Source organism: Oceaniglobus roseus (genome assembly GCF_002869745.1).
Taxonomy (GTDB): Bacteria; Pseudomonadota; Alphaproteobacteria; order Rhodobacterales; family Rhodobacteraceae; genus Oceaniglobus; species Oceaniglobus roseus.
In genome coordinates this window covers 66,895-79,711 of sequence record NZ_PNOS01000006.1, presented here as the reverse complement: position 1 = coordinate 79,711, position 12,817 = coordinate 66,895, and the positions used below count along the sequence as shown (strand labels likewise).

11 protein-coding genes and 1 tRNA gene are annotated in these 12,817 nt (G+C 66.6%); 5 read left to right on the top strand and 7 right to left on the bottom strand.

All coding sequences use genetic code 11. The annotated features are described in order from the left end of the window. Positions 1 to 46: 46 nt before the first annotated feature. Positions 47 to 136: transfer RNA gene (locus A7B20_RS04880), tRNA-Ser, on the top strand. 218 nt (positions 137 to 354) lie between these two features. Here the strand turns inward: A7B20_RS04880 and A7B20_RS04875 are convergent. From A7B20_RS04875 to A7B20_RS04855, 5 genes are all read right to left on the bottom strand, one after another. Then, positions 355 to 789, bottom strand: a complete 435-nt coding sequence (locus A7B20_RS04875) for a hypothetical protein (protein WP_102107433.1) — start codon at positions 787 to 789, stop codon at positions 355 to 357. 60 nt (positions 790 to 849) lie between these two features. Continuing rightward, positions 850 to 1,170, bottom strand: coding sequence for a hypothetical protein (locus tag A7B20_RS21180; RefSeq protein ID WP_157937601.1), 321 nt, complete (start codon positions 1,168 to 1,170; stop codon positions 850 to 852). Positions 1,171 to 1,783: 613 nt separating this feature from the next. Beyond that, the gene (locus A7B20_RS04865) at positions 1,784 to 3,112 is read right to left on the bottom strand and encodes a sensor histidine kinase (protein WP_102107431.1); all 1,329 of its coding nucleotides are present in this window, start codon (positions 3,110 to 3,112) and stop codon (positions 1,784 to 1,786) included. Continuing rightward, positions 3,109 to 3,780 carry a winged helix-turn-helix domain-containing protein gene (locus A7B20_RS04860; protein WP_102107430.1) on the bottom strand — a complete coding sequence of 224 codons (672 nt, stop codon included), beginning with the start codon at positions 3,778 to 3,780 and terminating at the stop codon, positions 3,109 to 3,111. Before A7B20_RS04860 ends, A7B20_RS04865 begins: the two co-directional genes overlap by 4 nt. A 61-nt stretch (positions 3,781 to 3,841) precedes the next feature. Further along, the gene (locus tag A7B20_RS04855) at positions 3,842 to 4,201 is read right to left on the bottom strand and encodes a PepSY domain-containing protein (protein WP_102107429.1); all 360 of its coding nucleotides are present in this window, start codon (positions 4,199 to 4,201) and stop codon (positions 3,842 to 3,844) included. 201 nt (positions 4,202 to 4,402) lie between these two features. Between A7B20_RS04855 and A7B20_RS21465 the strand changes: the two genes are divergently transcribed. Both A7B20_RS21465 and A7B20_RS04845 read left to right on the top strand, forming a co-directional pair. Further along, on the top strand, positions 4,403 to 5,041 hold the full coding sequence (locus A7B20_RS21465) for a hypothetical protein (protein WP_216641170.1): 639 nt from the start codon (positions 4,403 to 4,405) through the stop codon (positions 5,039 to 5,041). A gap of 11 nt (positions 5,042 to 5,052) precedes the next feature. After that, positions 5,053 to 5,814, top strand: coding sequence for a COG4705 family protein (locus tag A7B20_RS04845; protein ID WP_245866560.1), 762 nt, complete (start codon positions 5,053 to 5,055; stop codon positions 5,812 to 5,814). Between the two features lie 142 nt (positions 5,815 to 5,956). Here A7B20_RS04845 and A7B20_RS04840 read toward each other — a convergent pair whose 3' ends face one another. Then, entirely contained in the window at positions 5,957 to 8,968 is a 3,012-nt protein-coding gene (locus tag A7B20_RS04840; RefSeq protein WP_102107427.1) for a sensor domain-containing protein, read from the bottom strand. Positions 8,969 to 9,052: 84 nt separating this feature from the next. Continuing rightward, positions 9,053 to 10,681: a histidine kinase N-terminal 7TM domain-containing diguanylate cyclase gene (locus tag A7B20_RS04835; protein ID WP_172960967.1), complete on the bottom strand. Its 1,629-nt coding sequence runs from the start codon at positions 10,679 to 10,681 to the stop codon at positions 9,053 to 9,055. Between the two features lie 352 nt (positions 10,682 to 11,033). Here A7B20_RS04835 and galU point away from each other — a divergent pair, with 352 nt between their 5' ends. After that, positions 11,034 to 11,939: a UTP--glucose-1-phosphate uridylyltransferase GalU gene (gene galU / locus A7B20_RS04830; RefSeq protein WP_102107480.1), complete on the top strand. Its 906-nt coding sequence runs from the start codon at positions 11,034 to 11,036 to the stop codon at positions 11,937 to 11,939. Between the two features lie 173 nt (positions 11,940 to 12,112). Beyond that, positions 12,113 to 12,793: a hypothetical protein gene (locus A7B20_RS04825; RefSeq protein ID WP_157937600.1), complete on the top strand. Its 681-nt coding sequence runs from the start codon at positions 12,113 to 12,115 to the stop codon at positions 12,791 to 12,793. Positions 12,794 to 12,817 lie beyond the last annotated feature (24 nt).

The following is a 12,817-nucleotide window of genomic DNA, read 5'->3' as shown; positions in this document are numbered from 1 at the left end:
AGTTTCGCCTTGTAATCCCTATGTTTGCTTGGCTATACGCGTCGACGGAGACGTGGCCGAGTGGTCGAAGGCGCTCCCCTGCTAAGGGAGTAGGCGGGAAACCGTCTCGAGGGTTCGAATCCCTTCGTCTCCGCCATTTTCGCTGCCTGTAAGGCCGGAAATATAAAATAATAACAAAGGCTTAACGTTATCCTGCCCTGAAAGCGGCCTGGGCGTTGCTACACAATTTGCTACACATTTCCGGAGACCGCTCCGCCAGTATGAAGCAGAAAGTGAAGCAGGCGCGCCGACATCTGTAGCAGCAGAAGGTTCGTCGGCGCGCCCTGAGGCGGGTGTTCCGGCCCGCGTGTCTCATCAGGCTGCGGAGCGCAGCCCCTCCAAGGCCTTCTCGGCGCGCAGGATGTCGTGCACCGCCGAGAGGGTGGCGTAGAGCTCGATCAGCACCGCGAGGGCGTTCGACAGGCGATCAGCCTCCGGCGTGAGCCGCTCCTGGCCCCAGGTCTTGTAGTCGGAGACGTTCTCCGGGCTGTGGTCGTAGCGCGGCTCGACGTAGGTGCCTTCGGCGATCTCGGCGTCGAGGACGCCGACCAGCTCGTGCAGCATCGCCAGGATGCCCTTGTCGAAGATCTTGCCAGCCCGCAGCAGCGTGGCGAGTTTCTTGGCCTCCTGCTTCGGCTTCGGCGCAACGAGGTCGAGCACGTCCTGGTCGATCCCGGTGGCAGCGGCCCGCGCCAGCGGGAAGCACGAGGCGGCCATGGCGGTGATCTCGGAGGCGGATTTGAATGGCATATCCAATGGTCTTTCCTTGTGTTGATTGAAAGGGAGGAGCAGCGGCGAAAGCGCGGTTCCCTATTGGAAACCGCGGTCTTCGCGCGCCTGCTCTTCCCCCCACTTTTCTTCGCGGTAGTAGGCAGCGATGTCGGCTTCGGCCTGGATCCGTGCCCGGACGGCATTCATCCGCTCCAGCAGGACTTCATCGAGACGACCGATGATATGAGGCCCCTTCGTCCTGCCGTCGAAGCCTCTGTGGTTGACGTGCACTATGATGCGCCGTGCGCAGACGAACCACGTGGGCTTCGACAAACCGGCTGTCGCTCGTGCGGCGGATTGCTTGACGATGACCTCGTAGCCGCGGTTTGCGCGCGTATCAGCAGACGTGCCGTATTCCAAATGAAGAAATCGCTGTCCCAGAAGCCTGCCCGAAAGGCGTCGCAGAGCGCGCGCAGGAGCAGGTCGAGCGGTGGAAGGCCGAAGATGAAGCAGCCAAAGGCGCTATCGCAAGCCCCCGCCGGCCGACCTCAAGGATCGCGTTCTGGCGCATGGCTGGGAGTTCCAGGCATGATGGGCAAGATTTGGGAATCGGAAATTAGGCAAACAAAAAAGCCGCTGAAAATCAGCGACTTGTCTGAAAAGTATGCTCGCTTAGCAGGGGAGCGCCTTCGACCACTCGGCCACGTCTCCGCCGACGCGTATAGCCAAGGAAACATAGGGGGTACAAGGCGATTCTGTCCTTGGCCCGAAAATCCTTGCCGCCCCGAAAACCGGCGAGAGTGGCCCGGAAAGGCGCCGTCTCAGGGCAGGATCGGCGCGATTTCCACTGGCGCGCTCCTGCTCTGGGCGTGAGGAAGCGGCGCGGCACCGCCTGCACTGCTGGCATCAGAGATGCCGCCAGGCACGCTGAGACGGCGGTCATTCTCCTACGCCGGACCCTGCGGAGGAGCGCCCCCGCGCACCCATTGCCCGCTCCCTCCGGTCGGGGTGGAGACATCGTCGCCCGGCATCTTCATGCGGCATGGGCTTGCAGGCGGACCGTGACCTTCAGTCCGGGTCCGGCGTCCGACAGGGCGAGTTCCGCTCCGTGGAGGTCCGTGACGGCCTTCACCAGGGCGAGGCCGAGGCCGGAGCCCGGCGTGGTGCGGCTGGACTCGCGGCGGTAGAGGCGGCGCAGGACGGCGGCGTGTTCGGCCTCGGGGATGCCGGGGCCCTCGTCGCGCACGGTCAGCTCGGTGCCGCGCAGTGCGAGGGCGATCCGCCCGCCGGGCGTGTGCTTCAGCGCGTTCTCCACGAGGTTGGCCACCAGCCGCGACAGGAGGGTGCGGTCGCCCAGAACCGGCACGGGGTCCTCGATCCGCAGGTCGATGGCGTGGCCGCTCTCCTCGGCCGCCGGGGTGTAGACCTCGGTGATGTCCCTAAGAAGTGCGCCAAGATCGACGGGGCCGAGCAGGCCGCGGCCCTGCCCGCCTTCGAGTTGCGCGATCTGGAGCAGCACGCGAAAGGTCTCGATCACCCCGGCCGTCGCGTCCCGGGCGCGGTCGGCCAGCGCTGCCGCCTCGCCGTCGGGCAACGTTTCGGAGAGCCGTTCGAGCAGGACCGCGACCCGCTGGATCGGCGTGCGCAGGTCATGGGCGATGTCGGAGGAGACCTGTCGCAGCGCCTCGGTCGCCGCCTGCCGCGCCTCGGCCATGCGGTCGAGGTCGGCCGCGATCTCGTCGAGGTCCGGGGCTCCGGCCCTGCCCGGCGGCACGCGGGCGGCGAGGTCGCCGACCCGCAGGCGCCCGAGCGTGGTGCGGATCGCGTCGACCCGCGCACCGGCGCGGCGGGCGGCGACGAGGCCGATGGCGCTGGTCAGCAGCGTGGCAGGCACGACGCTGAGGCCGAGGATGGCGGCGAAGATGGCGTTCAACTCGGCCAGGGCCTCCTGCCCCACCAGCACCGTCAGGCGTCCGCCGCCCACCGTACCCGACCAGCCCGCATAGCGTTCGGCCCGCTCGCCCCCCCGGCCCAGGTCGTCGCCGCCGAAGCTGCCGTATCCGTCGAAGCGCGGGGCCGCGACGTTGCCGGCCGACATCCCCTCCGCGGCATAGGAGATCAGCAGCCGCTCGGGATCCGCGGCGGCGGCGAGTTCGCGGACCCTTTCGATCCGCTCCTCGGCTTCGGGGATGACGGCGATCTCGGAGACGATCTGTTCCAGACGCCCCGCCGTCTCCTCCGTCAGCGTGCCGCGCAGCGTCGCATAGGCGACGGTCAGCCCCGCGGCCAGGAACAGCACGAAGACCCCGATCACCACCAGCGCGAGGCGCAGCGGGGTCGAGCGGGGGGCGAGGCCGGTCATTCGACGATCCGGTAGCCCGCGCCGCGCACCGTCTCGATCAGGGGCGAACCGAAGGGCTTTTCCACCTTCGAACGGATGCGGCTGATGTGGGTTTCGACCACGTTCGTCATCGGGTCGAAATGCAAGTCCCACACGCCCTCCAGCAGCATGGTGCGGGTCTGCACCCGGCCCTTGCGGCGCAGCAGGAACTCCAAGAGCGCGAACTCGCGGGGTTGAAGGTCGATCTCCTGTCCGGCGCGCCGGACCTTGCGGGTCAGCAGGTTCATCTCCAGGTCGCGCACCCGCAGCAGCGTGGGTTCGTCCGCCGGGGGAGGACGGCGGCAGAGCGCGGCGACGCGCGCCGAAAGCTCGCCGAAGGCGAAGGGCTTCACGAGGTAATCGTCGGCCCCGGTGTTCAGCCCCTCGATCCGGTCCTCGATCCCGTCGAGCGAGGTCAGGACCAGCACCGGCACCGGGTTCTTCGACGCCCGGAGCGTGCGCAGCACCGACAGACCGTCGAGCGATGGCACCATCCGATCCAGCACGATCACGTCGTAGCTTGCGGTCGAGGCGCGCAGGAGACCGTCGCGCCCGTCGGGTACCAGGTCGACGACGTGCCCCTCCTGGCGCAGGCCGGTGGCGAGGTAGTCGCCGGTGGTCGGGTCGTCCTCGATGACGAGTATTCTCATGGCGTCTCCTTGGGCCGGCGCGAAACGCCGACCCTTGCCTTACACGATCCGCGGCGAGAGGTCAGTCGTTCTGCTCCTCGCCGTCGCCGTCGGAGCCCTCGTGATCGTCGTTGCTTTCGGGCGCGGCCATGACCGAGCCGTCGCTGGCGTTCACAAACAGGGTCTTCGTCCCGCCCGAGGCATCGGCGATCTCCACCTCGTAGCCCGCCGAACCGTCCTGTTCGAGCGTCCACTCGGCCGAGACGGCCTTGCCGCCCTGGGCCTCGGCTTTCGACACGGCGTCGCCGATGCTCATGTCGGCGGACATGAAGGACTGCATCTCGGCCCGGTCGGTGGGCTCGCCGCCCGGGGATGCGGCATAGCCGGTTCCGGCGGCGAGGATCAGCGCGGGAACGGCGGCGAGGGTCAGCATGCGTTTCATGGGTGTTCCTTCTTCTCTGGTTGCTGCGGGCATCATCGCCCGGTGCAGCAGATGTCGAACCCGGGTCTCGCCGGGGCCTGACCGAAAGATTGGGAATCGGTAATCCGGAAACGCCCCACATTACCGTTTCCCAATCTTCCGATCACGTGGCCGCCCGGTCGCTGCTCCACCCTCCGCCCATCCCGAAACAGGAGCACCGCAATGAAACAGATACTCCTTGCCACCACCCTCATCGTCGTGCCGATCGGCGTCTTCGCGGCGGTCGAGCATTTCGTCCTGCCTGCCGCCCCGCCCCCGGCCACCGCGCAGGCCACGGCCGCGCCGCTCGGCGATCTCTCCGGCCTCGACGCCATCGCCGCCGACACGGCACGCCTCGTGGACGCCAACGATCTGAAAGGCGCGACGGCCCGGATCACCGATTTCGAGACGGCCTGGGACGAGGCGCAGCCGAAGCTGCAACCGATGGACCCCGCCGCCTGGGGCACCGTGGACGCCGCCGCCGACGGGGCGATCTCGGCCCTGCGCGCGGCGTCGCCCGACCCGCAGGAGGCCGCGGCGAAACTCGCCGCCCTGAGCGACGCCCTCGCTCACCCCGCTGCGGTGACGGGCGGCAGCACGAGGCAGGTCGCCGGGATCGACGTGACCGATCCGGCGGGCCACCCGCTGCCCTGCGAGGCGATGCTGAAGGACCTGCGCACCGCCCTGTCGGACGGGCGCATCGCCGGGGCCGACGTCCCGACCGCGAAGGCCCTCCAGTCCCAGGCCTTCGGACGCTGCAACGCCGACGACGACGCCGGCGCCGACCGATACACCGCCCAGGCGCTTGCGCTGGCAAAATGAGGAACCGCACCATGCACACCGAAACCGCAAACAAGGTCCCCGAGGTCACCGCCGGGTTCTGGCTGATCAAGCTGATGGCCGTCACCATGGGCGAGACCGCCGCCGACTACCTTGCCGTCAATCTCGGCCTCGGTCTTACCACCACCTCGATCGTGATGGCCGCCGTGCTGTGCGGCGCCCTCGCGCTCCAGTTCGCGCGCGACCGTTACGTGCCCTGGACCTACTGGCTGGCGGTCTTGCTCGTCTCGATCGTCGGCACGCTCGTCACCGACAACCTGGTGGACAACCTCGGTGTGAGCCTCGTCACCTGCACCTGGGTGTTCAGCGTGCTGCTCGCGCTCACCTTCGCGGTCTGGTACCGGATGGAGCGCACGCTCTCGATCCACGCCGTCACCAATGTCCGGCGCGAGGCGTTCTACTGGCTGGCGATCCTCTTCACCTTCGCCCTCGGCACCGCGGTCGGAGACCTGATCTCCGAGCAGTTCGCCCTCGGCTACCTCGCCGCCGGGATCCTCTTCGGCGCGGTCATCGCCAGCCTCTCGCTCGGCTACTTCGCGCTCGGTCTCGACGGGATTCTCGCCTTCTGGCTGGTCTACATCCTGACCCGGCCGCTTGGCGCCTCCTTCGGCGACCTCCTCTCCCAGCCCGGAGACCACGGCGGACTCGGGCTCGGGACGGTGGACACCAGCCTGATGTTCCTCGCCGTCATCGCCGCCACGGTCGCCGTGATGACCTTCCGCGGCGCGGACCAAGCCGCGGAACCCGCGCACTGACCGGGTGGACGGCCCGCGCGATCCCTCGTCCGGGCCGTCCGCGTTGCACGGGCCGTCATGCCGAGCCTCGCGTCCCGCTTCGTCGCCGCCCTCGGCCGGTCCAGGGGCGTGACACGACGGGCGTCTGCGAAAACCGCGTCGCTCACGCCTTCGCGAACAGGCTGCCCTGGGCCAGCACCGATTTCTCGTAAACCACCGGCGGTGTCGCCTTGCCGCCGATGTAGCCCTGGATGGCATGGCACCCTTCCTGCCTGAGCCATTCGAGCTGCTGCATGTTCTCGACGCCCTCCGCCACCGTGCGCAGCCCGAAGGAGCGGGCAAGCATCAGGATGGCCCGGACGATGGCCTCGGGCTTGCCCGCCTCGGGGGTGGAGCCGAGACTGTGGATGAAGCTCCGGTCGATCTTCACTTCCGAGACGAGCAGGCGCTGGAGGTAGCTCAGCGAGGAATAGCCGGTCCCGAAATCGTCGATCGACAGGCTGACCCCGGCGCGGCGAAACCTCTCGATGTTCTCCAGCGCATGCTGCGAGGTCGAGACGAGCGAGGTCTCGGTGATCTCCACGGTCACGTCGGACGGCGTCACGCCCTCGTCGGCAAGGAGGGCCAGGAGGCGCGGCGCCAGCGTCGGGTTCTCGAAGCTGACCGGCGACAGGTTTATGCTGGCGGACACCGCGGTTCCCTGCCGTTTCCAGTGCCCGAGCTGGCGGGCGAAGATGCCGACGACATGGAAATCGATGTCCGAGATCACGCCCGCGGTCTCCGCGATCGGAATGAACTCTCCGGGCCCGATGGTTCCCAGGGTCGGAGAGTGCCAGCGCAGCAAGGCCTCGGCGCCGCACAGGGGGTATCCGTCCTCCAGCGAGTACTTGGGCTGGAAGGCGAGTTCGAACTGGTCGCTCTGGAGCGCCTCGCGCAGCGCCTGGACGATGGCGCTGCGCCGGGAGATGCTCCGCTCCATCTCGGGCGAATAATGCGCGTGCCGGTTGCCGCCGTCCGACTTGGCCGCGAAGCTTGCCATCTCGGCCTGCCGGATCAGGTGGTCCGGGGTTTCGCTGCGCGCCGTTCGGCGGGTGACGCCGACGCTCGCCGTGATGAATATGTTGAAGTTGTCGAGATTGAAGGGCTGGACCGTCGCCGCCTTGATGTTCACGGCGATCTCGTCGGCCGCGGCGCCGTCCACCTGCGCGAAGAGGATGAAACAGTCGGCTTCGGCACGCGCAAGAAAGGCCCGGCCCGAGGCCACGGTCCCCAGACGGTCGGCCATGGCCCGCACCAGGTCGTCGCCGACCTCGTTCCCCAGAACGGTCTTGATCGACTTGAACTTGTCGAGGTCGACCAGCATCACGTGAAGGTCGGTCTTCATCGACGGGTCGGCCTGGAACATCTCCTGCAGGACTCGTGTCAGGTGACGCCGGTTCGGCAGGCCCGTCAGCTGATCGTGCTCGGCATCGTAGAGCGCCCTGGCCGCGGCCTCGCGCTTTCTCTCCTTCTCCTCATACTGGGCGGTGATGTCGGTCAGGGTGATGACGACGCGGGCCGACGACGCCACCCCGGCCAGCGGCATGGCGTTGACCGAGAGGACGCGCCGCGGCAGGCCCTTGCGGTTCAGCGCGACCGTCATGTTGCGCACCGGCCTGCCGCTGCGCATGACGCGCCGGAAGGGGGATCCCGTGTCGGAATTGCCCTGTGCCTCGATACTTTCCAGGGGCCAGGTATCGGCCCTCGGAAACTTCCGCCGCCCCTTCGGTTGCAGAAGGGCCTTCGCCTCGGAATTGGCGAAGACGCAGCCCCCGCGCGCGTCGCAGGCCACGATGGCCGAGACGCTGCTTTCCGTGAGCGCCGCGAGGAAATCGCGCTCGGCCCGGAGTGCGACCTCGAGTCCCCTCCGCTCGGTGATCACCGTCTCGACGAAGACGAAACCCGTGATCTCGCCGTCGGCGCTGCGCAGCGGCTGCATGTTGAACGTGACCCAGTCGGGGACGCCGTCCTTCGAATAGTTGATGTTCTCGCCCTCGAATCCCTCTCCCCGCGCCATGGCGGCGCGCACCGCCTCGATCGTGTCGCGGTTGCTGGCCTCGCCGTGCAGGAGATCGCCCAGATCGAGCCCCCGGATATCCCTCAGCCGGTGCCCGGTCTGGTTCTCGAAGGCCTTGTTCGCCCAGACGATCCGCTGTTCGGGATCGACGATGACGACGAGGTTGGTCATCATCTCGACGATCCGGCCAAGGCGCGTCATCTCGGCCTCGTCCTTGATCCGGGCCGTGATGTCCCTGAGCAGGAAGAGATAACCGGTTTCTCCGCCCGGCGCGCTTGCTTCGGCGGTATATCCGGACAGCGCGTACCAGAGATTGCGCTTGCTGGTCTTCACCTCCATGACCCGGCCCAGGATCTGACCGTGGGCGTCGATGTCGCGCATGTGCTGCCGGGTTTCGCGAACGATCTCGGGCGGCAGGACCTCCTCCAGAAGCGCCCCCAGCAGCTGTTCGGGCTGCCGGGTATGCGCCGCGGCATCGGCGAAGACCGCCCTGCGGAAGCGGCCTTCGCTGTCGAGTTCGAACAGGAAATCGGGCTGGTTGGTCCGGCCATCGTCCGGCAGCTCGTCGTCCGGTACGGCCTTCTCCTGCCGATCGAACTCGTTCGACGCGCCGAGCTGCAGCATGATCGTCTGGATCAGTTCCGCGACGATTCCGAGCGTGCTCTGTTCTTCCGCATTGTCGATCATCGCGGGGCTCACGTTCTCGAGCCCGAGAACGCCGGTCAGGCCCTGCTCGCCGTTCATGGGAACGAGGAAGGCAACCCCGACCGTCGGATGCGGAAGCTCCGAGCCGGGCGGGACGTGCACGCTGACCCCGTCGTCCAGAAGGTCGCGCCAGCGGGCGATGGCCCTGGCCGGCAGCACCTCGGCAACCTTGTCCTGACGTTCGGTCCCCTGTCGGAACCAGAACGCCGACCGGCGGAAGGAACCATCCCTGTGCAGGCGGTACACATAGGCTGAATCGGCACCGTAGTGCTCGACCGTGTGGCGCAGGGCCGTTTCGACCGACTCGGTCACGTTCACGCCGGTGGCGCTGAGCGCAAGGCGCATCATCGTGGCAAAGTAATCCTGCCGCGCCCGCTGCGCCTCCGGCGTCTGGTCTCTCTGCGCGTCAGTCATGCAGCGTAAATGACGAAGGCGCCATCATCCGGCAAGGATCATTCGAATGACGTTGCGGTAAAACGCGAAAAGGCTGCGCCAAAGTCAAGCCAGGTCCGAACGGAATTCCGGAAGGACATCGTCCCAATAGATGGTCCGCCCGCGCCCCTCCATCTTGGCACGGTACATTCTTTCGTCGGCTTTCTTGTAGATTTCGCTGAAACCCGGATTTTCCCCGTCCACATCGACAAGCCCCGCCGAAAAGGTGACGGAAACCGGATCGCGCAGGCGGGGAAAGGCATCCGTCTGCAGGTCGGAGCGGAAACGGTCGAGAAGTTCGGCAGCCCATTCCATCCGGCAGCGCGGAAAGAAGACCACAAACTCCTCGCCCCCGACCCGGAACAGCGGCCATTCGACATCGAGCCGCGCGCGCAGCAATCGGGCGAAATCCCGAAGCACCCGATCGCCGACCGCGTGCCCGTAATTGTCGTTGATCTTCTTGAAATGGTCGATGTCGATGATCGCGACCACGAAGCTGCTCTTCTCGATGCGGGTGGCGTCGGCGAGACGCGTGAAGGTCGCCTCGATGCTGCGACGGTTCAGGACGCCCGTCAGCGGATCCACGAGCAACTGGCGTTCCAGATCGTCGCGCAGTTCGGAGATTTCCTTCAGGCGTATCTCGTTCAGGTTCAGCGCAGCCTGAAGCTTCATGTTCGCCAGTCGCAGTTCGGTCGTGTCGTTCAGCTGGATGAGAAAGCCCATCGGCGCGGCCCCGTAATCGAAGGGGCGCAGGATCGGCGTGACCTGGACGGACATGTGACGGTGTCCGATCTTCAGGCTCTCGGGAAGGCGGTCCTCGGCGAAGGCACGCGCGGTGCCCGCAAAGTCCGAAAGATGCGGAAGGCTCTCGACCGGCATCCCGATTCTCGTGGCATCAAGTCCGAGCAATGCCTTCGCGCGCGGATTGCCGCCGATGATGCGTCCGTCGGCGCCGATCACGAGAACCGAGTTCCAGGACCCGTAATAGAGCAGGTCCTTGGCAATCGCGGCGATATCGAACAGGCGCTCGGTATAGATCAGCCACACGATCATTCCGAGGACCGCGGTGAATGCGAAGGGCGTCGGGTCGAGGCCCGCGATCGTGAACCCGAACACGACATAGAACGAGTTGGCCACGAGCGGCATCACGGACAGGGCCAGCAGGAAGATGAAATAGGACTGGTGCGTCCTGTCCGAGCGGCGAATGCCCGCGATGACCACGCCGATGGCCGCGCCCATGACCACGTAGAGATAACCCACGGCAAGTTCGAAGAACGGTCCGTGATCGAACACGGCACCGGCATGGCCGTCGATGTCGGCCAGCCGCGTCGCATCGCCATAGAACAGGCCATGCCAGGGATTGCTGAAGGCCATGGCCGTGATGATCAGCGGTCCGGCGACGAGAAAGACAAGTTCCCACGGCCCGAGAGGCCGCTGGATCGTGTAGGCGTAGCGGCGAAGGAACAGGGCCCAGCACGACGGCAGAAGCGCGATCGCGGGCCATGCGGCGTAGGCCCAGAACACCTTGCAGTCGAGGCTCGGCGACAGGCTTTCGGCGAGAACGGCGAGCAGCCATAGGATCATCGAATAGGTGCAGGCGACGAACAGCTTCCGGCCCGGGAAGAACGGCTGCTTGCGCAGCCAGAGGTTCATCAACGCGATGCCGGCGATCAGGGCGAAGATGAACAGCCCCACCCCGCTCGGCGTGTCGATCCGCAGACACTCACCCATGATGGGCAGGATTCATGACGACGGCTTCGACGGATACCGGGCCCCGGCCGCGCCCTTCGCCCGTCCCGTACGGGCCGCACCAGTCGGGGAGGGCGCAGGCCGTGTCCGGGACGCCGCAGAATGGTGTCGTCATGATTTTGACCACTTCCAGTTGCAAAAGAAATCGTCGAATCTACTACTGGCCTCAGTCTGTGCCCATGGGCCCCTGTTCGCAAGTATGGTTGATCGCACCGCGGGGGAAGGTCCGGCAATCGGCCTGAACCGCAAGAATTGTTTACCAGGTGACCGGCGTATCCGGACCGGAATGGAGGAAGACATGCGACCCGTACGAAAGGCGATTTTCCCGGTGGCCGGACTTGGAACGCGGTTCCTTCCCGCGACCAAGGCACAGCCCAAGGAAATGCTGACGGTGATCGACAAGCCGCTGATCCAGTTCGCCGTGGAAGAGGCGCTGGATGCGGGGATCACTCATCTCATATTCGTCATCGGCCGCACCAAGCGCAGCATCGCCGATCACTTCGACGGCAACCCGGAGCTCGACGCGCTCCTGCGCTCGAAGGGCAAGGACGACATGGCGGACTACCTGCGCAACATCGTCCCGTCGCATTGTTGCTGCATCTACTTCCGCCAGGCCGAGGCGCTCGGGCTTGGCCATGCCGTGGCCTGCGCCGCACCCGTGATCGAGGAGGACGAACCCTTCGCCGTCCTGCTGGCGGACGACCTGATGAACGGGCCGGTGCCGATCCTCACCCAGATGGTGCGCCAGCACGAGAACACCGGGCGCAGCGTGCTTGCGGTGCAGGAGGTTCCCCGGAGCGAGGTCTCGAGCTACGGCATCGTGGATACGGACATGGCGTCCGAGGGTTCGCTGAGCCGGGTCAGGGCGATGGTCGAGAAGCCGTCGGCAGACTCGGCGCCGTCGAACCTGGCCGTGGTGGGGCGCTACATCCTCGACGGTCGCATCATGCAGATGCTGAAGACCCAGGCGCCCGGGAAAGGCGGCGAGATCCAGTTGACCGATGCCATCGTGCGGCTGATCGACGGGCCGGGGATCGACGCCTACCGCTTCGACGGTCAGCGCTACGACTGCGGCTCGAAGATCGGCTTCATCGAGGCCACCATGGCCCATGCGCTGGCCCACCCCGAGTTCGGCCCGGAGGTCCGGCGCATGATGAAGGCCATGATGGCGTCCGAAGAGGGAAAGGCCGAGCTTGCCGACTGATCCGACAGCAATGACTGTCTCCAAAGCGGAGACAGCGCTTTCCTTGGTGGATGAGACAATTGCGCAACGGTTTTGCCCGATTTCCGTCCGGTCCATGGAGTCGTATGGAAAGGACACCGCGTGCGCTTCATTCAGGAGCGTGGATGCCGGGGTCTTTCGTGCGAGGTATCTTCGTGTTTTCGAGTAAGAGATCAGACCTGCTCTCCGCCACCGCGAACCGGCTTGCGCTTGTCGGGTTCCTGGCGGTCGCGGCGTGCACCGCCTCACCGGGCCTGTTCAGCGCCGGTGTCGGCGCGACCAGATCCGCTGCCCAGTACGCGCTCGGGCGGCTGGACCGGCTGTGGGCGACCCCCGCGGAGGCGCTTGTCATGGTGCAGCGCAGGGTCGGGCGCGAGAGCGAGCAGCTGATCGGGCTGGAGAACGACACCACGCTCGAGGGCGACAACTACCTGATGCTGATCGCCCGGCTTCCCGACGGCCTTCCGGCGGGGCGCTTCGTGCTCGGCGATTTCCTGGCGCGGGTCGGCGGCGCCCCCTACCCGTTCCGCAACGTGAGCGACAAGAGCCTGCGAAGCGCGTCGGACAGCGCCGGGACCTATTTCTGGCTCCAGTATTCCGCGGGCACCCAGACCAACTGCGTCCTGGCCTTCCGGCGGCTTCAGGGCAGTGACCGGCTTCTTCCCCGGGGCACGAACCTGATGGAGGCGCTGCTGCGCAACTGCGTGAACGGCTCCGTGGAAGAGGCGCTGGCGCCGATCCGGGACTCGCAGATCCGGCTGGGCGCCATCTCGAACACCTCGGCGCCGAACGGCGGCAACCGGATGCTTTCGCCCCTCGCGGGCCCGCCGCAATGAGAACCGCGGGGACAACTCCGGGCG

Excerpts from the sequence above, each read along its gene's own strand:
- A7B20_RS21465 (WP_216641170.1), top strand. The coding sequence starts at position 4,403 with ATGAAACAGATACTCCTTGCCACCACCCTCATCGTCGTGCCGATCGGC.
- A7B20_RS04845 (WP_245866560.1), top strand. The coding sequence starts at position 5,053 with ATGCACACCGAAACCGCAAACAAGGTCCCCGAGGTCACCGCCGGGTTC.
- A7B20_RS04875 (WP_102107433.1), bottom strand. The coding sequence starts at position 789 with ATGCCATTCAAATCCGCCTCCGAGATCACCGCCATGGCCGCCTCGTGC.
- A7B20_RS04860 (WP_102107430.1), bottom strand. The coding sequence starts at position 3,780 with ATGAGAATACTCGTCATCGAGGACGACCCGACCACCGGCGACTACCTC.
- A7B20_RS04840 (WP_102107427.1), bottom strand. The coding sequence starts at position 8,968 with ATGACTGACGCGCAGAGAGACCAGACGCCGGAGGCGCAGCGGGCGCGG.
- galU (WP_102107480.1), top strand. The coding sequence starts at position 11,034 with ATGCGACCCGTACGAAAGGCGATTTTCCCGGTGGCCGGACTTGGAACG.
- A7B20_RS04855 (WP_102107429.1), bottom strand. The coding sequence starts at position 4,201 with ATGAAACGCATGCTGACCCTCGCCGCCGTTCCCGCGCTGATCCTCGCC.
- A7B20_RS04865 (WP_102107431.1), bottom strand. The coding sequence starts at position 3,112 with ATGACCGGCCTCGCCCCCCGCTCGACCCCGCTGCGCCTCGCGCTGGTG.